This window comes from Roseovarius sp. B-10, from assembly GCF_056859295.1.
In genome coordinates this window covers 21,787-43,638 of the sequence record NZ_JBSXOE010000014.1, presented here as the reverse complement: position 1 = coordinate 43,638, position 21,852 = coordinate 21,787, and the positions used below count along the sequence as shown (strand labels likewise).

Below are 21,852 nucleotides of genomic sequence, written 5' to 3'. Positions count from 1 at the left end.
TCATGATCACCCTTTTGCCAGAGCGCGGCGCCGATGGCCTGAGGCGCTGAAGGGTGAGCAGACGATGGCCGAGTTGGCGAGCCGGTTCGGGGTTCAGAACGGGGTCAAACCAGACACTTGCCACATGGCACTTTATCGGGTTTTCTAAGTGACACGCGGCTTTTTGGAGAACATCAATGACCGTAGAACGATCAATCCTTCTAATCGTCGGCGTTATCGTCTTGGGCAGTGCCTTGCTTGCCGCCTTTCATAGCCCGAACTGGCTCTGGCTCACCGGCATCATGGGCGCACATCTCGTCCAGGCGTCCTTCACCGGTATTTGTCCGGTGGTCATGACGTTGAAGAAAATGGGCCTGCCGACCAAAGCTGGCTTCGGTTAAATTGATCCTAGGTCAAAGCTGTTGAATACCTGAAGCTGTAGGATCGATGTTCCCAGGCCGCTTGCGGAGGAAGGCGCTGAACATCATCTCGAGGACACCAAGCAGGTCCATAGAGCCCGGGAATCGCCCGCAGAGTACGCTTGGCGAGGCTTCGCGCCCCCTCTTTGCCGAAGAAATGCATCAGTGTGCGCCTGTGGCGGGTACACGGGACATGTGCCCGCGCAATGTCGACGGATCGATCCCCGCCGCGGCCTGCCGGCCCTCCAAGGATGCGCCTGCCCGCCCGCGGAACATCCAGCGCCCCTGCCAAGGCCACAACCCACCCACCTAAGACATCCTGCAACCTTGGGTGGGTGCGCCCGTAAGCGCGTGGCTGGGGACAAAAACAGGGGGCACCGACAGCGCCCCCTTGGCCCCCGGGAAAACCCCGGGTCACGGCGCCCCCCCTCACGGCTCGGGGTCCTGCGCCGCGAGGGAGAAAACGCCGTGGAGCGCATCCTCCAGTTCGCCGCTCCAGGGGATGTCCACCCCGAGGGCGGCCAGCTGGTAGAGCTCGACCAGTTTCTCCTCGGGCTCAGAGAGAAGCGGCGCGTAGTGCTCGCGCAGCGTGTGCCAGATCTCGGGATGGTATTCGTGCATGGCGATCTCGATGAACGCGCGGACATCCGTGCCCAATGCCGCCGCGAGCGCGGGGATACGGCTGATCGGCACCTTGGACTCGCCCGTCTTCATCATGGACAGCATGTTGGGATGGGGAAAGCCCGCATCGCGGGCGATCTCGCGTTGGGTCTTGTCGCAATTCTCGATCGCGTCGTGCAGGTACTGGGTCGTGGGGGAGTGGGTATGTGGGCGCATCGTTGCCTCCTCTGGATCGGGCTGCACATGCAGCGTGTGCGTGCCCCGATGATAGAAGGCGGGCGGGCATGCCTTGCGGTGTTGCCTGGGGCAAGTAGACTTGGTGGCGAGGTTCTTGGGGTATGGAAAAATGAAGACACTCAGTGCCACAGGCTTGGCCAATCCCGCTCCAGGGGTAAGCTTGGGGGATGCACACTGCTCCGACATGTCGCCGAAAATCAAATGCCGGGACGGAACAAGCAGGTAAAGCGCGCTGGCAAGACGCGCGAGGCGAGCATCGGCGCGAAACCAACTCGGGGCGGCGCTTATTCCCCGCGAGTTGGGGCTTCGAGCGTGGTGCGGTACAGCTTGGCGACCGGGTCGTCACCCAAATCCACGTCCGAAAACCGAACCTCCGCGCCTGCGGCCACGTCGCGTACAAGGGGCACATGATGCGCCAGCCCGATGGGCAGCGCATCACGCGCACAACTCACCGGCAACGCCTTGCCGTAGACCGTGTAGCCGCCTTCGCCATCTAGCATCTCTCCTGCATTCAAGTCGCGCTTGGCAATCGAAGCCACGGTGCCGCGCATCGCCCGTGCCTGGCCGGTGTGCTCTTGGCGGAGCGCAACGCTCAGGACCGAAACGGACAATTCCAGGCCTATCAGGTGAAAGGGCTTGTACATGGAGGCATAGCGCCCGGTTGAATCCGTCGGCAGACCGTATTGCTTGAAACAGGCCGCAGCATAGTCGTTTGGGGCCTCGAGTACCACATAAACCCCCCAGCGTAGATCGCGGAAGACAGGCCGTCCGTCACGCTCTAACGACGAGACGGTCTCGACCATACCCGTGCCGTCAAGTTGCCCGCCCACCGCGCGGGGGCGGAGCACATGGGCGAGATCGTCCACCCCGCAAGGCGGAAATGCGAGCCCGTTATCGGGAACGTTCAACCCGCATGCATTGGCGATGGCCACCATCTCGATCGCGCTTTTGGTGCCGTCGAGGAAGGAGTTGAACATCTGCGGGTTCATGCCGGCTGCCGCGGCCTCTTCCGGGGTCAGGCCGTAATGCGACCAGACATCATCGGGGGTAACCTGATGATAAGCGGGCAGGTATTTGGTGCCCTTGCCCGCTGCGGCCACGGCAAACCCCGTGGCGCGGGCCCAATCCACCATCTCGCAGACAAGCGCCGGTTGGTCGCCATAAGCCATGGAATAGACCACGCCCGCCGCGCGGGCCTCGGCGGAAAGCGTAGGGCCTGCGAGCACATCGGCCTCGACATTGACCATGACCACATGTTTGCCCGCCGAGATAGCGGCGCGGGCATGGCTAATGCCCACCCGCGGGTTGCCGGTGGCCTCAATCACCACATCCACATCGTCCCGTGCTGCCAAGGCACCGCCGTCATCGATAAACGTCGTTGCGGCGATACGCTCGGGCGCCCAGCCCACGCGACGGCACGCGGCCTGCGCGTGGTCGGGATTGAGATCGGCGATTGCTGTGACCTCTAGCCCGGCGATGGTCGGCACCTGGCTCAGAAACATCGAGCCGAACTTGCCAGCCCCGATCAGGCCGGCTCGGACGGGCCGTTTCGACTGCTCGGCGGCGGCGGCCAGTGCTGCAAGGTTCATCCCAAAGCCCTCATGAGTGCGTTTCGCATGCTCGGCAGGAAAGGCCGCTCATGTGCGATTGTCCAGAGGGGTTGATTTGAAATTCATGTCGCGGGTTAGCTCGTCGCGGATGCAGCGACGAGCAGTTCAGCGTACAAGGTGCGTTGAAATCATCGGGTCACGGACAGAATGGGCGTGAACTGCCCGTCCCCACATCTCGCTCGAACGTCCATGATGCGCAGAAATCGAAATTCGCAAAATCACATTGTCCGTAAATGGCCAAAGGAACGGTCCTGAAAGCAGGGGACGCCCACGAAGTGTTGCGCGCATCACTTGTGTCCGAGTATAAGCGACAGGGCCATTGAAAGCGTATAGCAGTCCATGGTGTAGTCCACCCCGGTGTCGAAAACCCCGGGGTGTCAGCATGATCAGTCTTGAGGAACTCGATACCTACCTGTCATCGGAGGCGACCCCTGACGATTGCCTGATGCTGTCGGACCTCGATGGCTTTCTCCACGGCATCGCCTGCTCCCCCGTGATCATCCAGCCGGAGGAATGGGTGCCCGTGGCTCTTGGGGGGCACATGGAAGGGCAGCCCGACTGGGTGATCGAGGCAATGATGGGTCTCTATGCCGATATTCTCGATGGGCTGGCCAAGGACCCGCCCGAGGTGGAGCCCATCTTATGGCAGGCAAAGGACGGCCATGTCATCGCCATGGACTGGTGTGAGGGGTTCATGAAGGCCGCTTCCCTTCGGCCGAAGGAATGGCTCAGGCTTTCCGAGAGCGGGTCGCATGGTCCGCTCCTGACGCCCATCTTGGTTCACATGATCGACGAGGAGGGCAACTCCGTCATGGGCATACCACAGGCGGAGCTTGCCGAGACCCTAGACGCCGCCGCCGAGGAAATTCCGAGTGCCGTGGTTGGTATCTACCGGTTCTGGCAGGAGGCCTCTTAGCTATGCCCCGAGCGTTTGCAGGGCCCGGCCCCGTCGCAGCACGCGCCGGGGCTCTCGCTCGTTCGCAGTAATTGGTGGTTTTTCATAGGACATGGATAGGACATAGATTAAAATTCTTTTCCCCCGGAGGTGATCAGAGGGGGCCTGGTGGCACGCTGAATGCCGGCACATCTCCACCTGCCCGACGCACCTGTGATGTGCCTCGGCAAAACCCCCGCCTTTCCTGATTTTGCTCGTGCATGCGTGTGTCGCGGTGCACGTGCGGCGAGTTGCTTCAGCCCCACGACAGGGCGATGGTCGGGCGCGCTACCCTGTACACAGACCGGGAAAATACCCTTGTCCAAGGTCTGCCGATGGCCATGGCGTCGACGAGGAGAGAAGACGGCGACCCGGGCCCGACTCTTGCACGGCAAATCTGGCGTGAGGCGGGGCGCAGTCGCATCGAACGTGCCCGCGATGTTTTTCGCGCGCAGGCAGCGCCCATGCTGGTCGATCTGGCACAATGAGTCCTCTGAAGATCCGGAAAAGTCGCCAAAGGCATAGCGCTTACACGATGACAGCGCGCATGGAACACCATTCTGATTGGTCGTTCACAGCAACAGGAACTGTTAATGTCTTTCGCTTTGAAACATGCGCGCCATTCATCGCGTCCCGGCCATAGCGCCCCGGTCGCCAGCCCCAACCAGAACAGGGGTGGATGACTGCTGGCCGGGGCTTACCTGTGACCAAAGCCAGAAAAGGAGCATCCCTTGACCGACCGAAAGACACTCTTCATTACCGGCGCGTCCAGCGGCATCGGCGCAGCCACAGCGCGCGCAGCTGTGGAAGCAGGCTGGAACGTCGGGCTCATGGCCCGGTCCCAGGACAAGCTCGCCAAGCTCCACAGCGAACTAGGCGAGGCAAGTCATGTCATACCCGGCGATGCGACCGATCTTGCCGCGCAGGAGGAGGCTATTGAGGAGACGGCGGAGCGTTTCGGCGGTTTGCACGCGGCGTTTGCAAATGCGGGTATTGGGCTGGACACGCCAGGCACGGAGAACGGCGATCCGGAAGAATGGCGCAAGCTGATCGACGTGAACATAATGGCCCTGCTCTACACCGCGAGAGCGAGCCTTCCAGAACTGCGCAAGACCCGCGGCCACCTTGTGCTGACCGGGTCGGTCGCGGGCAAGGTGCATATCCCAGGCTCGATCTACGGCGCATCGAAGTGGTTCGTACACGGATATGGCGGGAACATGGCGCAGGAGATGCGCGAATGGGGTGGGCGTTGCACCGTCGTCGCGCCCGGCATGGTGGACACGCCATTCTTCTCCGTGCCCAAGCCGGACAAGCTGAAAGCCGAGGATGTGGCAGATGCGGTAATGTTTGCGCTGCATCAGCCGGAGCGTGCGAATGTGCTGGAACTGACGGTGATGCCCACAGGCTGAAGCCCAGTTCAAAGGCCGCCCGGGCTCGCCGAAAGCGCGAGCCGGGTATGGGCAGCGCTGATGTCATATCCAGCATACGCCCGGCCAGACCCGGACAGGTCAGTGCAGTCCCGGGAAGCCCGAAAACAAGACACCCAGATGCGGTCTGGCGTCACCGGTATCCGCGATCATCACAGCCGGATCAGGGACGCCGCGCGATTGCCGTCACGAACGGATTGAAGCCGTAGAGGGTTCCGGCCCCGATGCGACGCTCGCACTTGGCGAGTAGTGCATCGGCAAGCGGCTCGCCAATGATCCCGTCCCGTCAAATGGCAAAGTCCTAGAATGTCGAATCGTGCGGCGGGGATACCTTCTGGTACCATCATCCCCGATGCAAAGCTCTCATATCTAAACTCTTACGGGCCAGACCTCTCGACCGCTTCCATGAGGCCAGACCTCAACCCGCCTTCATCCTGAATGAAGCGAATGATCTGATCAAGACCGTCGCCCTTGCGCAGGTTGGCGAGAACATAAGGGCGCGCGCCCCTTGCGTGCGCTGTGTCGGCCTCGAGACGGGCAAGATCGACACCCACATGGGGCGCGAGGTCGATCTTGTTGACGACCAGCATGTCTGATTTCGTCAAACCGGGTCCGCGTTTGCGGGGGATGTCCTGTCCGGCGGCAGTGTCGATCACGTAGATCGTCAGATCCACCAGTTCCGGGCTGAAGGTGGCGGCCAGGTTGTCGCCGCCGGACTCGATCAGCACCAGGTCGAGATCGGGAAAGGCGGTGTTAAGATCGGTCACGGCAGCGAGGTTGATCGAGGCATCCTCGCGGATCGCGGTATGCGGGCATCCCCCCGTTTCCACCCCCCGGATGCGGTCGGCGGGCAGGACCTGAGCACGCATCAGCGCCTCGGCATCCTCGCGGGTGTAGATGTCGTTGGTGATAACCGCCATGGAACAGCGATGCGCCAGCGCCCGCGCGAGACCCTCGGTCAGCGTGGTTTTGCCCGCCCCCACAGGGCCGCCGATACCGACCCGCAGAGGGCCGTTCATGATTGATCCTGTCATGTGCGAAATATCCTAACCTCTTGAATCTCATGATCCAGCGCCGCCATGTCACCGGCCAGCGCACAGCTGCCCAGCGCGTCCAGCGGTGCCTCCGCCGCGTCTCGTGCCAGGGCGTGAACGCGGGGTGTCAAGCGGTGCAGCACCGCCTGTCCCTCGGTTTGGCCCAGTGGCACGTGGCGGATGGCGATCATGACAATGTTGCCCGCAAAGGCCTGAAGGAAGAGCGCGAGCACGTCGGTCTTGGGAAGGCACAACCCTGCGGCCGCTTCGCCCACCGCGACAGGCAGCAGTCGCGGCGGAAGGGAGCGCCCTGTCATGCCCGCGACGGTGCGAGACAGCGCCGCGCCCTGATCCCGGCTTTCCTGCAAACGCTCGGCGCAAGGCTGAAGCGCGCGCGCCAGATCGTCCAGCGCGTCACACTCTCCTTCCAGTGCATGTGACAGAAGGATCGCATCCTGAAACCCCGCCCCGTAGGTCAGGATGTTGGAAAGCCAAGTCTCAAGTCCAGTGGCGTCCCGAACAGCGCCGGCGGCAATCGCCGCTTCCAGCCCGTGCGAATAAGCGAAAGCCCCGGTCGGGAAAGCCGGCGACAACCATTGGATCAGTGTAAGGTGCGCAGGTGTCAGCATCAGTCGTGGTGATGGCTGTGGCCATGATCGTGACCCATGGTGCGCCCCTTGCCATAGGCGCCCCCCTCGGGACGAAACGGGCCGGTCGTCCGCGTCAGGTTCGCGCCGATATGGATCAGCATCGCCTCGATCACGTGATCACGCCGGATCGTCAGGTGATCCGCCGCGATCTGGCATGGCGTGTGACGGTTGCCGATATGCCAGGCGAGGCGCGGCAGGTCGCCGCGCACCTCGATGAGGTCCTCGGCGGCCGCTTCCACCCCCACGGCGCGGCCATCCTCCAACAGAAAGCCCCAGTGATCGTCGAGGTTGGTGACTTCGGCCAGATCAACCAGGAACGCCACGCCTCCCTGAGCGATCAGTTTCTTGCGGCGCATGAGCCGGGCGTCGTAGTCCAGCAAAACCATATCGGCCACCTCTGGCGGTGCGCTTGAAAGCAACTCGCGGGCAATGGGCAGGTGAGTCATCTGGTCCCTCAAAACAGGAAATAGCGTTGTGCCAGAGGCAGTTCTCTGGCGGGTACGCAGATCAGCAGTTCACCATCCGCACGCACTTCGTAGGTTTCGGGATCGACCTCGACCTCTGGCGTCAGGTTGTTGTGGATCATGTCGCGCTTGGTGATGGTGCGTGTGTCTGAGACGGCCTGGACTTCCTTGGCCAGCCCAAGCGTCGTGCCGATCCCGTCAGCCTGCGCTGCTTGCGACACGAAGAGCACCGAGGAGCGTTCGACCGAGCGACCGAAGGCCCCAAACATCGGCCGCGAATAGACCGGCTGCACGGGAATCGAGCCATTGGGATCGCCCATCTGTGCCAGAACAATGGTGCCGCCCATCAGCACCATTTCCGGTTTTGCGCCAAAGAAGGCCGGGTTCCACAACACCAGATCGGCACGCTTGCCGGGCTCTACGCTACCGATATGGGCGCTCATTCCATGCACGATGGCGGGGTTGATGGTGTATTTCGCGATATAGCGTTTGACGCGGGCATTGTCGTTATCGCCTGTCTCTTCCGCCAGCCGCCCACGCTGCTTTCGCATCTTCGAGGCTGTCTGCCAGGTGCGGATGATCACCTCGCCAACGCGCCCCATGGCCTGACTGTCGGACGCCATGACCGAGAATGCGCCCATGTCGTGCAGAACATCCTCGGCGGCGATGGTCTCGCGACGGATGCGACTTTCGGCAAAGGCCACATCTTCGGGAATTGCCTTGTCGAGGTGGTGACAGACCATCAGCATGTCGAGATGTTCCTCGATCGTGTTGACGGTGTAGGGCATGGTGGGATTGGTGGAGGACGGCAGAACATGCTCGTAGCCCACGACCTTCATGATGTCGGGCGCGTGTCCGCCGCCCGCGCCCTCGGTGTGAAAGGCGTGGATCGTGCGGCCCTTCATGGCGGCGAGGGTGTTTTCCACGAAACCCGACTCGTTGAGGGTGTCGGTGTGAATCATCACCTGCACGTCCATGTCGTCGGCCACCGACAGGCAACAGTCGATGGCACCGGGCGTTGTGCCCCAATCCTCGTGCAGTTTCATCGCGCAGGCACCTGCATGGACCATCTCGACCAGCGCCTCGGGCTGGCTCGCATTGCCCTTGCACGAGAGGCCCACGTTCATCGGAAAGGCGTCGAGCGATTGCAGCATCCGCCCGATATGCCACGATCCGGGCGTGCAGGTGGTGGCGAGCGTGCCATGCGCGGGTCCGGTGCCGCCGCCCAACATGGTGGTGATGCCGGAATGCAGCGCATCTTCGATCTGCTGAGGGCAGATGAAATGGATATGCGCGTCAAAGCCACCGGGGGTGAGGATGCGGCCCTCGCCCGCGATGATCTCGGTCCCCGGTCCGATGACGATACCGACACCCGATTGCGTGTCGGGGTTGCCCGCCTTGCCGATGGCGGCAATCAGCCCGTCGCGCAGGCCCACATCGGCCTTGGTGATGCCCTGATGATCGACGATCAGCGCATTGGTGATGACCGTGTCCATCGCCCCGCCCGCGCGGGTGATCTGGCTCTGGCCCATGCCGTCGCGGATCACCTTGCCGCCGCCGAATTTCACCTCTTCGCCATAGGTGGTCAGGTCCCGCTCCACCTCGATGATCAGATCGGTATCGCCAAGCCGCAGCCGGTCGCCCGAGGTCGGGCCATACATGGCGGCATAGGCGGCGCGGGGGATGGTGGTGGCCATGTCAGAGGTCTCCCATCACCTGTTGGTTGAACCCGAACACTCGCCGCGCGCCGCCATAGGGAATGAGTCGCACCTCGCGCCGCTGGCCCGGCTCGAAGCGGACGGCGGTGCCGGCAGGAATATCGAGGCGGTGGCCGCGCGCGGCCGCGCGGTCGAAACTGAGGCCGCTATTGGCCTCGGCGAAATGGTAATGGCTGCCCACCTGCACGGGCCGGTCGCCGGTATTGGCGACCTCAAGCACAGTGACCTCCGCGCCTTCGTTGAGGGTGATCTCGCCCTCTGCCGGAAGGAGTTCTCCTGGGATCATTTGCGGCCCCTGCCGAGGAAATACCCGCCGGCGAGGGCGAGAAGGCCCACCACCACCAGCCACATCACGTCGATACCATGCGGGTGCAGATGCGCGCCGGCGTGGGCCTGCGCGAGCGTGGGCAAAAACAGAATGGGGATCAGGTAACGCATCGGGTCATTCCTTTCAGCGGATGGGATTATGAACGGTCACCAGCTTGGTGCCGTCGGGGAATGTCGCCTCGACCTGCACGGAATGGAGCATTTCGGGGATGCCCTCCATGCACTGCTCAGAGGTGATGACATGCGCGCCCGCCTCCATCAGGTCCGCCACCGAGCGGCCGTCGCGCGCGCCCTCGACCACGAAATCGGTGATCAGCGCCACCGCCTCGGGGTGGTTGAGCCGGACGCCGCGTGCGAGCCTGCCGCGCGCCACCATGGCGGCGAGGCTGATCAAGAGCTTGTCCTTTTCGCGGGGGGTGAGGTTCATCGCGTGTCTCTCCTAGTTCTGCCAGACGCGGGGCAGCGGGCCGGGGCGCAGGGCGCTGACCAGACGCATGATCTGACGGCGCAGCGGCCAGCCGTCACCGGCCATGAGGCGGATCACCAGCTTGCCGTCAAAGCCCGAAGCCCCGCCCGAGACGCCCGGCTCATCCAGCATATCCCGCACGCGGGGCGCGGCATCCTCGGCCCCTTGCGCGACCAGCGCCAGCGTGGCGAAGGCACGCGCGCCTTGCAGGACCGCGAGGCCTGCCGTGAGGGCATCGGTGGTCAGGTGGAGCGGCTCAAGGAGAACTGGCTTGCCTGCGCGGGTGATGCGGCGAGTGTCGCGCAGCGTGGTGCGCGTGACGGTCTCCCGCATGGCGGCGCGGCCTAGGACAACCGATTCCAGCATCAGGCAGGAGGCGTCTTGCTCAAGGGCTATGGTGGTCTCGCGGGCCACATGGCTAGCGTCGAAAAGAATCGTTTCCTGCGGTAGCCAGTCGAGATGTGCGCCCGCCTCAAGGCGGTGATACACATTGACCCGCGCCGCGTCGGCGGTGCTGCGATAGGCGCGTTCGGCGGTCTGCGTGGTGCCGGTGGCGCGGCACCCCGCCGCCAGATCGAGCCGGTAGGACAGAAGGTCGCCACCCGTCAGCCCGCCCGAGGTGTTGAGCAGGACGATCTCGGGGCCGGCAGGGCCGGGATGCAGGAACGCCTTGGCCGAACCCTGTTGATGCAGCCGATCGAGCCGCCCGCCATTCGGCCCGGACAAGAGCGTCACATGCGCGGCACCTTGGCTGCGCTCATGTGCCGGGGATGGGGTGGGGAAGGCGATCATGCGGGCTCTCGTGTCAGGGTCGGCCCGAGGCTATAGCCCCTGCGCGTGACGGCCAGCGGTCGACGGTCGACAGGCGTGCAGGTCATGAACCTGCGCGCCCATGCGCCCGAAAAGAAGGCATTCTGCCCATCAAATGGACACTTCACGCAAGAGCCTCTCACGCTCCACTTTCGCCGCAGGCTCTGACAGCCGCACCTCGCCGCGATTGAGCACCACGAGGTCGTCGGCCAGATCATAGGCGAAATCGAAGAACTGTTCGACCAGCACGATGGCGATCTCGCCCTCGTCGCGCAGAAGGCCGATCACCGCGCCGATCTGCTTGATGATATTGGGCTGGATGCCCTCGGTCGGCTCGTCGAGCAACAGCACGCGGGGCCGGGCGATGAGGGCACGGGCGATGGCAAGCTGCTGTTGCTGCCCGCCCGAGAGATCGCCACCGCGCCGGTCACGCATCTGTTCCAGTACCGGGAACAGCTCGTAGATGCGGGGCGGGATGGTGTGATCGGATTTCGGCAGGCAGGCAAAGCCCGTTTGCAGGTTTTCGGTGACGGTCAGCAGGGGGAATATCTCGCGCCCCTGTGGCACATAGCCAATGCCCGCCTGTGCCGCCTGTGCCGCGCTCAGGTGGTCAAGCTCTGCCCCGTCGAGGTTGATCCGACCGCCCGAATAGCGGTGCCGCCCGGCGATGGCCTTCAGGAGGCTGGTCTTGCCCACCCCGTTGGTGCCCATCACCGCCGTCACCGCGCCGGGGTGAGCGGTGAGTCTGACATCGTGCAGGATCTGCGAGGCACCGTAATGCAGGGTGAGGCTGTCCACGCTCAGCATCGCTTATCTCCCGAGATAGACATCTATGACCTCGCGGTTCTGCGTGACGTGATCGAGGCTGCCCTCTGCCAGCACCGAGCCCTCGTGCAGCACCGTCACCTTGCAGCCCAGGCGGCGGACGAATTCCATGTCATGCTCGATCACCACCACGGCGCGGGTCTGCGCCGCGCGCTTGAGGATGTCGGTGGTGTGTTCGCGCTCGGCAGGGGTCATCCCGGCGGCGGGCTCGTCGACCAGTAGGAGCCGCGGATCCTGCGCCAGAAGCATGCCGATCTCCAGCCATTGCTTTTGCCCGTGGCTTAGATTGCCGGCGCGGCGGGGCAGATCATCCGCGAGACCGATTTCCTCGGCCAGTTCCGCAATGCGTGCAGCCCCCTCTGTCGAACGGCGATAGAGCAGCACGTCAAACGGCCCGCGCTTGTTTTTCAATGCCATAGCGAGGTTCTCGCGTACTGTCTGTTCCTCGAATACCGTCGGCTTCTGGAACTTGCGCCCGATGCCCGCCCGCGCGATGGCGCTTTCGCTCATCCCAAGAAGCGAGATGTTTTTCTCGCCCCAGATAACGCGACCCTCGTCGGGACTGGTCTTGCCGGTAACAATATCCATGAAGGTTGTCTTGCCCGCGCCATTCGGGCCGATCACGGCGCGCAATTCCGGCTCCGCGATCTGGATCGAGAGGTTGTTGATGGCGCGGAAGCCATCGAATGTGACGGAAACGCCGGAGACTTCGAGAAGGGTGGTCATGGCTTCCTCACCAGCATGTCGAAGAGCCCGCCGATACCGCGCGGGAAGAAGAGCGTGACGGCAACGAATCCAAGACCGAGAAGCACCAGCCACCAGTCGGTCCAGTTGATCGTGTAGAAACCGAGATTGACATCGGGCGCGCCGCCGCCGGTGAACCAGCTCGAGGCGAGAGAGACGACCGCCGCGCCGATCACCGCGCCGTAGAGCCGACCCCGCCCGCCGATGGCGACCCAGACGGCGAGGTAGATGGAGGCGATGGGGGCGATCTCGGCGGGGTTGATGATGCCCGCTTGCGGGTAATAGAGCGCACCGGCGAGGCCCGAGACAACCGCTGTGAGCGTGAAGACCACCAGCTTATAGCTTTCGACATGATAGCCGAGGAAGCGCACGCGGCTTTCATTGTCACGGATGCCGCGGATGACCGAGCCGAACTTGCCCGAGATGAGCCAGGCGAAGAAGAGATAGCCAAGCCCAAGGGCTGCGGCGGAGGCCCAGAAGAACCACAGCGCGAGGGTGGATTGCGGCAGGTGCAGAAGGCCGGGGATGTTCTGCAGGCCCGACAACCCGTTATTGCCGCGCAGCCCGGTGTCGTTCTGGAAGAGGTAGAGCGACAGCGCCAGCGTCATCGCCTGCGTCAGGATCGAGAGATAGACGCCGGTCACGCGGCTGCGGAACGCCAGCCAGCCGAAGATGAGAGCCAGCAGCCCCGGCACCAGCACCACGAAGAGAAGCTGCATGAAAAGGCTGTCGGCGAACGCCCAGAGCGCGGGCAATTCATTGCTGCCCACCACGCCGAAAATTTGCGTCGCGATGGCGTCGTTGATTTCCTCTTGCGTGGGGGGGATAGGGGCGCCGGCGAGCGAATCCACCACGATGCCTTCGGTGCGGGCATACATCAGCCACATGCCGATGGCGTAGCCGCCCAGACCGAAAAAGGCAAAATGCCCGAGACTGAGGATCCCGCAATAACCCCAGACCACGTCCATTGCCACGGCGATCAGGCACAGGCACAGCGTCATGCCGAGGATCTTGACCATCGAGGTCGAGAGCAGCGCCAGCCCAAACCCTTCGGCCAGCACGGTGACGCCGAGGGTGAAGAGGCCGAGCAGGCCCAGGAACCACCTCACCGAGGGGTTTTCGGCAAGAAAGCGGCGGCGCGGCGTCATGTCGGGTTTGCTCATGGCTCAGTCCCCCGCCGCACGGCCCTTGAGGGCGACTATACCCTTGGGCCGGAATTGAATGAAGAGGATCACGAAAAGCACCATGTAGGTCTGAGCCGCCAGTGTGTTCGACGGGTTGAACCACTCAATGCCCTTTTGCAGGAAGCCGATGAGCGAGGCCCCCGCCAGCGTGCCCCAGACATTGCCGACGCCGCCCACCACAACGGTCATGAAGCTCTGAACGATGTAGTTGGCACCCATCTCGGAGGTGACCTGCGCGTAGAGCCCGATGGCGACGCCGGCGATCCCCGCGATGCCGGAGCCGAGGCCGAAGGTCAGCATGTTGATGCGGTCGGGGTTGATTCCCATCGAGGCGGCCATGCCGGGGTTTTGCGTCACTGCCCGCACCTCGAGCCCCAGGCGTGTGCGCTTGAGGATATAAAGCAGCAGCGTGAGGAAGATGAGGGCGAGGACGAAGATCGCCACGCGGATGGTCGAGATGCTGACGATGTCGTTGAGGGTGATCGCCCCGCCCAGCCAGTCGGGGGCGGTGAGGGGACGGGCCTGCGTGCCGAAGATGTTCTTGGCCAGTTGTTGCACCGCGATGGAGATGCCGAAGGTCGCGAGCAGCGTCTCTAGCGGTCTTGTGTAGAGGTGGCGGATCACCAGCCGCTCCATCGCGACGCCCGCGCCGAAAGTGACGGCAAAGGCCAGCGGCAGGGCGATGAGCAGGCTGACGGTGTAATCGGGGATGAAAAGCTGCACGACATAACCCGTGTAGGCACCCATCATGATGAATTCGCCATGCGCCATGTTGATCACGCCCATGACGCCAAAGGTGATCGCAAGGCCGATGGCGGCGAGAAAGAAGATCGAGGCGAGTGACAACCCGTCGAGGACCAGGTCGGCGGTCTGGTAGAGGCCGAGGGTGCGGGCGGTCGCGGTGAGCGCGTCTTCGGCGGCCTGCGTGATCTCGGGGTCGGGTTGCAGGTATTCGGCGTAGAAGACGTGGGAAGCGACGGCACGGGCCACCTCGTCCGGGGCGGCGCGGAGCGGCACGGTGCCCGCCTGTTCCAGCGCCTCATAGGCGCGGGCGCGGGCGGCGGTGGTATCAAGCTGGTGCAGCGGCACGCCGCCGATGGTGCCATCCACGATATGCTGTGCCAGCACGTCGCGCAAATCGGTTGCTGTCTGGCGCGGCGGGGCGAGGTCTGCGGCGACCAGCCGGTCATGGGCCTCAGTCTCGGTCAGGTCGGTGCCGACCTCCAGCACGCGGGCAATATTGGCACCGTTCGGCAGGGTATCGGCCACGCCGTCGCGTGTGGCAGTGAGCTGGTTGAGAACGCTGCGCGCCTCGATACTGGTATCACCGCCCAGCCCGGCGATGGCGTCGAGGCGTTCGGATTTGGTCGCGCCGAATTGCGCGATCAGCAAGGTGAGCAGGCGCTGCTTGCGTTTCTTGAGGGTGGGGTCGGTCTCGCCTTCGATGCTGCCTGCCAGCGGCGCAATCTGGCTGGCATCCGCGCTTCGCGTGATAGCCTCCAGTGCCTCTGCGCGGCGGGCGGGGTCGAGGGCTGTCAACTCAAATGGCACGAGCGCAGCGGCGAGTTCGCGGCGCACGCCCGCATTGGGACGGATCTGATCAACGTCGCGGCTGCCCACCTCGGCCACAGCGTCGCCGCTGTCGATGTCGATGAGGCGCAGATTGTCGCCCGCCTCCTCGGCGTAGAAGAAGAACCCGTCTTCGGGGCGGATGTAGACCTCGCGCGCCTCCCATTTGCGCAGAAAATCGGCCATGCCGGGGTGATCCGAGGCCAGAAGGGCGGCGATCACCGGGCCGATGGTGCGGCGCGACGGCTTGGCGAGGTCGGCCTGGTACTCTTGCAGGAGCGGCTGCAACGCGGCTTGCGCCCTGGCCCCGTCCGGGCGCAGCACCATGACGCAGGCGGCAATCATCAGAAGCGCCGCGGCGCGGGCAAAGAGGGCGGTGAAACGCATGGTCGGTCCGGTTCTGGGTGGGAAATTCAGTGATACGGGCCGCGCAGGGCATGATCCGCGCGGCCCGTTTGCCTCAGTAGTTCGAGGTCATCTGCACGCAGGTGCCGGTCTCGGTGTTGTACATGCCGCAACCCAACTCCTGCCAGTCGCTCTTGAGCGGTGCGCTCTCGGGCAGGTGGTCGGTCCAGGCGTCGCCGGGCACTTCCGAGGTCTGGCTGATGATGTCGAACTGACCGTCATCGCGAATCTCACCGATCAGCACCGGCTTGGAGAGGTGGTGGTTGGCGTTCATCACCGCCATGCCGCCGGTAAGGTTGGGGAATTCCTGCCCCCACATCGCCTCCCGCACCGCGTCCACATCGGTGGTGCCGGCCTCGGTCACGGCGTTCACCCACATGTTGAAGCCGATGTAATGCGCCTCCATCGGGTCGTTGGTGACGCGCTCTTCCCCGGCATAGGCCTTCCATGCCTCGACGAACTCTGCGTTGATCTCGGTATCGGCGGACTGGAAGTAATTCCATGCTGCGAGATGGCCGACGAGCGGGGCGGTGTCGAGGCCGGAAAGCTCCTCTTCGCCCACCGAGAAGGCGACGACAGGAATGTCGGCGGCATCGACGCCCTGGGCTGCCAGTTCCTTGTAGAAGCCAACATTGGCATCGCCGTTGATGGTCGAGATCACGCCCACCTGCTTGCCTGTCGCGCCGAGGGCCACCACGTCCGAGACGATCGTCGCCCAGTCGGAATGGCCGAACGGGGTGTAGTTGACGAAGATGTCCTCATCCGCGATGCCCTTCGATTTCAGATAGGAATCGAGGATGTTGTTGGTGGTGCGGGGATAGACATAGTCGGTGCCCAGAAGTGCGAAGCTCTCGACGCCCAGTTCCTCGAGGAAGTAATCCACCGCCGGGATCGCCTGCTGATTGGGCGCGGCCCCGGTGTAGAACACGTTTTTCGAGCTTTCCTCGCCCTCGTATTGCACCGGGTAGAACATCAGCCCGTTGAGCTCTTCGAGCACCGGCAGCGCAGATTTGCGGCTGACCGAGGTCCAGGAGCCGAAGATCACGTCGACCTCGCTCACGGTCAGCAATTCGCGCGCCTTTTCGGCGAAGAGCGGCCAGTCGGAGGCGGGGTCGACCACCACCGCCTCAATGTCGCAGCCCAGCACACCGCCCTTTGCGTTCTGCTGCTCGACCAGCATCAGCAGGGTGTCCTTGAGCGTGGTCTCGGAGATTGCCATCGTCCCCGAGAGCGAGTGCAGCACACCCACCTTCACGGGGCAGTCCTGTGCGGCGGCGGGCGCAGAAATCAGCGCGGTCAATGTGGCGATACTGGCCAGATATGTCTTGGTCTTCATGTCTTGAGAACTCCCGTGTTCCGACTGCAATGCTTTTCTAAGGCGCCAGTCTGTTGATGATCCTCCATGCCAAGCAGGCTTGGCAGCTTGCGGCAGGTTTCCTTCCAGCGTCACTCACGATGCCGGGGTGTTAAGCACCGCCATGACATGCGTTGGTGGGTGCACCGAGGAGAGGTTGCGAATTCGGGTTAATCAAACAAACACGTTGGCGCGTGTTGCTTCGGGGTTGGTTTTGCCTGTTATTTGCACAGGCGCCGACGGACCGCCCAAACCTTTTGCGCTTGCGAAACGCCATAATGCTGCAGTGCGGCGAGAGGCGGCCGATCTGCATTGCCGCTCCCGCACTCTCAAGCGAGTCGCAAGGCGTTCGTCTCGGGATGCATCGGACGATGATGACCACTTTATGGTCATGGATTTGGCCTTTAACGCCTCGATAGCGGAGCTCAGTTCCGAACGCCGGCTGAGCCTGCGCTCCTGTAAGAATACAGAGGCTTTCTGAACCGCGCCGGGTTTACCGGAGGCTCCAACTCCTGAGTAGGATGGAGCATCATGAGCAAGACAACGAACAACTATTCCCCTGAAGTGCGTGAACGCGCGGTGCGACTGGTCCTCGACAATGAGGGTCAGCACGGGTCGCGTTGGCAGGCGCTTATGTCGATTGCGGCGAAGGTATCATTGCCGGTTCGAGCGAAGTCGTAGCGCTCTATGACGCGGAGGCGGAGGCAATCATAGTTTCCGATAGCTGGACGGGCGGATCGGTTGCCGAGATCTCCGTTCTCGTGCACGAAATGGTTCACCATTTACAGAAGGAAGCGGGAATGATCTTTGCCTGCCCGGCCGAACGCGAGCGGCTCGCCTACCGTGCGCAGGATGACTGGCTGCAGCTCTTCGACCATGATATTCAAAGCGCGTTTGGAATAGATCCGGCCCTAATCCTCGTGGCAACCGTTTGCACCCACTGACATGGCAGATTCAGCCCGGCGAATAGACACAGTTGCTACCCCATGTGATCGAATCAAAACTGACCATCCGCATTCCATGAGTACTCCAATTTGTGTATGGCCTTTGGTCAACCGAAGCTTGTTCTGGCCCTTCTTTCAGTCGATTGGTCCTGTCTCGTCCAGCACTTCGCGAATCTTTGCGGCCAGTTGCTCGCGACGGTACGGTTTGCTCAAAAGCTTGACGCCCTGATCCAGCCGTCCATGGTGAACGATCGAGTTTTCCGTATAGCCTGAGGTGAACAGTATTTTCAGGTGCGGGTGCAGCTCGCGCGCCGCGTCTGCAAGCTCACGCCCGCCCATGCCGCCCGGCATGACAACATCGGTGAAGAGCAGAGCGATCGAGGTCTTGCGCAATACGTCCAATGCTTCTCGACCGCTCGACGCTTCCAGCACATGATAGCCCAGCCCCCTGAGCTGCGCGGCAACAAATTCGCGTACCGTGCCATCATCCTCCACCACCAGAATGGTCTCGGTGCCTCCGGTGATCTTCCGCCCTGGTCGGTCGGTTTCGGAATGCTCTGATCTTACTCGTGAGCGCGGAAAATACATCTTGACCGAGGTTCCTTCGTCCACCTCGGAATAAACCCGGATATGCCCCCCGGACTGCTTGACGAAGCCAAAGACCATGCTCAGCCCGAGACCCGAGCCCTTGCCGACTTCCTTGGTGGTAAAGAACGGTTCGAAAACGCGGCTCAGGAAGTCAGTGGGAATCCCGTGGCCCGTGTCGGAGACCACGATGACCACATATTGCCCGGGCCGGACATCCGGTTCTGTGGCCACGTAATCATCGTCGAGCGTGGCATTGGCAACCTCTATGGTCAGGGAACCCCCGTCCGGCATTGCGTCGCGTGCATTTACGGCGAGGTTGAGAAGAGCCGACTCGAGTTGAGCCGCATCAGCTTCGATCTGCCACAATCCGCCGGCACGGATGATCTCAATATCGATATTCTCGGGTAGCGCTCTTCGCAATAGTACATCCATACTCTGGACCAGTTGTGCGACATCCAGGACCTTCGGTTCCAGAGCCTGCTTGCGCGCAAAGGCAAGTAGGCGGTTGGTCAACTTGGCCCCCCTTTCGGCGGCATTCGCAGTCATCCTGGCCATGTGCTGCAAGCGCGGTTGATCCTCGAGCGCCTCGTCCATCAGTTCAGCATTGCCAAGGACAATTGTCAGCAAGTTATTGAAATCATGCGCAACACCGCCTGTGAGTTGGCCGACTGTTTCCATCTTCTGGGCCTGACGCAGTCGATCCTCGAGAAGCTTGTGCTCCGTGACATCAGTCATCGATCCCAACACGCGGAGAACGTTGCCATCTTCGTCGTTCAGGGCAAAGGCGTTATCCTCTACGAAAGCCCAACTTCCGTCGGCACGCCGAAAGCGATATTGCTCGCGCATCATACTCTCCTGACCAGTGCCGAGACGTTTTAGCGCCGCATCGACCCGCGCCACGTCGTCGGGATGGACGTGCCTACGCCAGATTGTCGGCACGGAGCCGGATGAGTCCGCGTCATGCCCAAATATTTCGCGCAGACCGTCGCTCCACCATTGACGACCGGTTGCCACGTCCCAGTCCCAGATTGCACTGCCCGCGGCTTTGGTCACCAGGCGGAAGCGCTCCTCATTGGCCTCAAGAACCTCTTCGGCCTGCTTGCGCGCAGTAATGTCCCGCTCGATGGCCACCCAGTGAGTAAACCATCCCGTCTCGTCAGCCAGCGGCACGATGTCCAGTTCAAGCCAGAACTCCTCGCCCGACTTGGTGTAATTGATGAGTTCGGACCGGACCGGCTGCCACTTCTCAAGCGCGTGTCGGATACGATCCAGCTCACCGCGCTGGGTCTTTGGGCCTTGCAGGATACGCGGGGTCTGGCCTATCGCCTCCTCGCGCGAATAACCGGTGCGCCGTTCGAAGGCGTCGTTGACATAGACGATCCTGGGGCCGTCCGGCTCGCCGATCGGCTCGGCTTCGGTGATCACCAGGATGTCGTTCTGCCGTGAGACCGCCGTTTCAAGCAGCCGCAGTTGCGTGTCCCGGGCGCGTTGCTGGGTCACATCCTCGAAATACACGGCCAGACCTTCGGGCGTCGGATCGGCGCTGATCTCGAACCATTTCTTGAGCGGCGCAAAATATTCAATGAAGCGGACGAGTTCTCCTTCGGCAATCGCACGTTCATATTCTTCCTGGAAAGTGCTGCCGATAGCTTCCGGGAATTCCTGCCAGATATTCTTGCCCAGCAATTCCCTACGTTTACGCTGCATGAGAACTTCAGCTTGCTGGTTGATGAAAGTGAAATTCCAGTTTTGGTCAAGCAGGAAGAAGCCATCACTCATTCCTTCCAGCGTGCGGCGCAGGCGTGCCGACAGTTCCGCAGCCTCGTCCCGCGCGGCGATCAGGTCGGAAACATCCTGAAATGCACCTTCGACGGCGATGATCTGCCCCGCCTCGTCGCGTATCGGTTCGCCGAGCGCGCGCACCCAAACGCGCCGACCCTTGGCGGTTTCGATCTGCAGGATCTCGTCGAACGGACGCCCCTCGGTGACACAGGCTTCAAAGCGTGTGCGAATGCGATCGCGATGTTCAGGAATGTAATAGTTGATCGCCTCCTCGACCGGCGGGGATGTGCCTTCCGGTTCGTCGTGGATAGCTGCTGTCTCTTCGCACCACATGACATGGGTATCATCGAGTCCGACGCGCCAGCTTCCGAGACTGACCAAGCGTCCCGCGAACCTCCGCCGCCGGGCCTGCACCAGCAGTTCTTCTTCCGTCTGCTTGAGGTTGGTGATGTCCTGCACGAAGCCGATGACGAGTTCACGGTCGTCAACCAGATGCCGCGCCCCCACGCCTCTCACATGCGTAATCCCGCCATCATTCCGAATGATCCGATGCTGGAACTCCAGCTCCGGCGCACCGGTCTCGGCGAACCGATTGTAGGTGGCCAGCATCTGTTCCTGGTCGTCGGGATGCACGAGGGCCACGTAGCCGTCAAAATCCGGCGCGCCGTGCTCGCGCGGCACCCCGTGAATGTCGAACACCCGATCCGACCAGTTGAGCTTGCCTCGGTCAAGATCGAACTCCCACGACCCGAGATCAAGGAGCATTTCAGCCGTCTTGAGACGCGTCTCGCGCTCCTGTAGGGCATGCAAGGCGGTGCGCGTTTTCGCCAATTGAAGCGGGTCGATCGCTTCTGCGACAGATGTGGCCTCGGAGTCCGCCCCTTTACCTGCCAAGACACCGGTCACATCTTCTACGCGATGGACAATGTAGATGATATGCCCATCGGCATCGAGCACAGGCTTGTTGCGCGGGAGCCAGTAACGCTCCTGAAAACTGCCGTCAGGTTGACGCACGGGATAGCGCTGCATGTTCATCACATCGGTGACGCGCAAGGACTCCACGCGCTGGATCGACGTACGCAGGTTGCGCACACCATCGGCCTCAGGCTCGGAGGGATCATCCGGAAATATATCGAACAGGCGTTGACCAAGAAGCGCGCCACGATCCAGCATCACGGCTTGTGCGTATTCGTCGGTGACCGCCACGATTCTGTATTCGCCAGGCGTCAGGACCAGAAGCTTCCCCGGCAAGCTGTCGACAAGCGTCGACAGATGCTCTGCCGACAAGCGCACCTTCTGCTCCAGCGCCTTGTTTTCCTCGCTCAAGTTTTCAGCCCGTGCCTCGGCCTGGGCAATTCGCGTGACGTCGCGAATACTTGCCACGACGGCCTCTGTGCCCTCAAAGATTACTTTCTTCCACTTGAACGCTGCGCTGAAATGATCTCCGGAGTTTCCGACAATCGTCCAGGTTCCCGCGTCGTTCATCAGTCCGTCGAACTGCTGCACCTCATCAACAATCCGGGGCCGCTCGGCTTCTGGCCGCAGGTCTGCGATGGTCATCGCGCGCAATGTCTGCGCATCATAACCCAGCCAAGTTTGCGCAGCTTCATTCGCAAACACAATCCGAAGGTTCTCGATCGAGAACAGCCAGATCGGCAGCGAAACATGGCTGTATGCGCTAAGGGCCTCACGGTACAGGACAGGAGCTTTCGTCATGGCGTCCCCCTTAGGAGTCGAGAGAGCTATCGATCCGACCAAACG

At 62.5% G+C, this 21,852-nt stretch carries 20 protein-coding genes and 1 pseudogene; 5 read left to right on the top strand and 16 right to left on the bottom strand.

Translation table 11 applies throughout. The features are described from left to right. The first annotated feature begins 176 nt into the window (after positions 1-176). Complete coding sequence (locus AC13D8_RS01015) at positions 177-380, top strand: YgaP family membrane protein (protein WP_482967242.1); 204 nt, start codon at positions 177-179, stop codon at positions 378-380. Positions 381-827: 447 nt separating this feature from the next. Here AC13D8_RS01015 and AC13D8_RS01010 read toward each other — a convergent pair whose 3' ends face one another. Beyond that, positions 828-1,235 (bottom strand): helix-turn-helix domain-containing protein, encoded by a 408-nt coding sequence (locus AC13D8_RS01010; protein WP_482967241.1) that lies wholly within the window; start codon positions 1,233-1,235, stop codon positions 828-830. Between the two features lie 305 nt (positions 1,236-1,540). Beyond that, positions 1,541-2,845: an NAD(P)H-dependent oxidoreductase gene (locus AC13D8_RS01005; RefSeq protein ID WP_482967240.1), complete on the bottom strand. Its 1,305-nt coding sequence runs from the start codon at positions 2,843-2,845 to the stop codon at positions 1,541-1,543. Between the two features lie 403 nt (positions 2,846-3,248). Between AC13D8_RS01005 and AC13D8_RS01000 the strand changes: the two genes are divergently transcribed. Then, the gene (locus AC13D8_RS01000) at positions 3,249-3,782 is read left to right on the top strand and encodes a YecA/YgfB family protein (RefSeq protein WP_482967239.1); all 534 of its coding nucleotides are present in this window, start codon (positions 3,249-3,251) and stop codon (positions 3,780-3,782) included. Between the two features lie 749 nt (positions 3,783-4,531). Next, on the top strand, positions 4,532-5,209 hold the full coding sequence (locus AC13D8_RS00995) for an SDR family oxidoreductase (RefSeq protein WP_482967238.1): 678 nt from the start codon (positions 4,532-4,534) through the stop codon (positions 5,207-5,209). Between the two features lie 395 nt (positions 5,210-5,604). Here the strand turns inward: AC13D8_RS00995 and ureG are convergent, their stop codons facing one another. From ureG to urtA, 13 genes are all read right to left on the bottom strand, one after another. After that, positions 5,605-6,249: an urease accessory protein UreG gene (gene ureG / locus AC13D8_RS00990; RefSeq protein WP_482967251.1), complete on the bottom strand. Its 645-nt coding sequence runs from the start codon at positions 6,247-6,249 to the stop codon at positions 5,605-5,607. Between the two features lie 8 nt (positions 6,250-6,257). Further along, positions 6,258-6,887: an urease accessory protein UreF gene (locus AC13D8_RS00985; protein WP_482967250.1), complete on the bottom strand. Its 630-nt coding sequence runs from the start codon at positions 6,885-6,887 to the stop codon at positions 6,258-6,260. Positions 6,888-6,889: 2 nt separating this feature from the next. Next, positions 6,890-7,357, bottom strand: a complete 468-nt coding sequence (locus tag AC13D8_RS00980; protein WP_482967237.1) for an urease accessory protein UreE — start codon at positions 7,355-7,357, stop codon at positions 6,890-6,892. Positions 7,358-7,365: 8 nt separating this feature from the next. Then, positions 7,366-9,072: an urease subunit alpha gene (ureC, locus tag AC13D8_RS00975; RefSeq protein ID WP_482967236.1), complete on the bottom strand. Its 1,707-nt coding sequence runs from the start codon at positions 9,070-9,072 to the stop codon at positions 7,366-7,368. Position 9,073: 1 nt separating this feature from the next. After that, positions 9,074-9,379 carry an urease subunit beta gene (locus AC13D8_RS00970; protein WP_482967235.1) on the bottom strand — a complete coding sequence of 102 codons (306 nt, stop codon included), beginning with the start codon at positions 9,377-9,379 and terminating at the stop codon, positions 9,074-9,076. Continuing rightward, the gene (locus AC13D8_RS00965) at positions 9,376-9,531 is read right to left on the bottom strand and encodes an LPXTG cell wall anchor domain-containing protein (RefSeq protein ID WP_482967234.1); all 156 of its coding nucleotides are present in this window, start codon (positions 9,529-9,531) and stop codon (positions 9,376-9,378) included. Before AC13D8_RS00965 ends, AC13D8_RS00970 begins: the two co-directional genes overlap by 4 nt. Before the next feature lie 13 nt (positions 9,532-9,544). Next, positions 9,545-9,847 (bottom strand): urease subunit gamma, encoded by a 303-nt coding sequence (locus AC13D8_RS00960; protein WP_273249415.1) that lies wholly within the window; start codon positions 9,845-9,847, stop codon positions 9,545-9,547. A gap of 12 nt (positions 9,848-9,859) precedes the next feature. After that, on the bottom strand, positions 9,860-10,678 hold the full coding sequence (locus AC13D8_RS00955) for an urease accessory protein UreD (protein ID WP_482967233.1): 819 nt from the start codon (positions 10,676-10,678) through the stop codon (positions 9,860-9,862). A 129-nt stretch (positions 10,679-10,807) separates the two neighbouring features. After that, positions 10,808-11,503 (bottom strand): urea ABC transporter ATP-binding subunit UrtE, encoded by a 696-nt coding sequence (gene urtE / locus AC13D8_RS00950; protein WP_482967232.1) that lies wholly within the window; start codon positions 11,501-11,503, stop codon positions 10,808-10,810. Between the two features lie 3 nt (positions 11,504-11,506). Continuing rightward, positions 11,507-12,247 carry an urea ABC transporter ATP-binding protein UrtD gene (gene urtD, locus AC13D8_RS00945; protein WP_482967231.1) on the bottom strand — a complete coding sequence of 247 codons (741 nt, stop codon included), beginning with the start codon at positions 12,245-12,247 and terminating at the stop codon, positions 11,507-11,509. Further along, on the bottom strand, positions 12,244-13,428 hold the full coding sequence (gene urtC / locus AC13D8_RS00940) for an urea ABC transporter permease subunit UrtC (RefSeq protein WP_482967230.1): 1,185 nt from the start codon (positions 13,426-13,428) through the stop codon (positions 12,244-12,246). Before urtC ends, urtD begins: the two co-directional genes overlap by 4 nt. Positions 13,429-13,431: 3 nt before the next feature. Beyond that, positions 13,432-15,405 carry an urea ABC transporter permease subunit UrtB gene (gene urtB, locus AC13D8_RS00935; RefSeq protein ID WP_482967229.1) on the bottom strand — a complete coding sequence of 658 codons (1,974 nt, stop codon included), beginning with the start codon at positions 15,403-15,405 and terminating at the stop codon, positions 13,432-13,434. 73 nt (positions 15,406-15,478) lie between these two features. Next, positions 15,479-16,759, bottom strand: a complete 1,281-nt coding sequence (gene urtA, locus AC13D8_RS00930) for an urea ABC transporter substrate-binding protein (RefSeq protein ID WP_482967228.1) — start codon at positions 16,757-16,759, stop codon at positions 15,479-15,481. Positions 16,760-17,308: 549 nt separating this feature from the next. Between urtA and AC13D8_RS00925 the strand changes: the two are divergent. Both AC13D8_RS00925 and AC13D8_RS00920 read left to right on the top strand, forming a co-directional pair. Then, positions 17,309-17,431, top strand: a pseudogene (locus AC13D8_RS00925) (IS3 family transposase); the annotation flags it as partial. Then, positions 17,398-17,721, top strand: coding sequence for a DUF6647 family protein (locus AC13D8_RS00920; RefSeq protein ID WP_482967227.1), 324 nt, complete (start codon positions 17,398-17,400; stop codon positions 17,719-17,721). The pseudogene AC13D8_RS00925 and the gene AC13D8_RS00920, both read left to right, overlap by 34 nt. A 135-nt stretch (positions 17,722-17,856) precedes the next feature. On the opposite strand, the gene AC13D8_RS00915 is transcribed toward AC13D8_RS00920, so the two are convergent. Then, on the bottom strand, positions 17,857-21,807 hold the full coding sequence (locus AC13D8_RS00915; RefSeq protein ID WP_482967226.1) for a PAS domain S-box protein: 3,951 nt from the start codon (positions 21,805-21,807) through the stop codon (positions 17,857-17,859). Between the last annotated feature and the right edge of the window lie 45 nt (positions 21,808-21,852).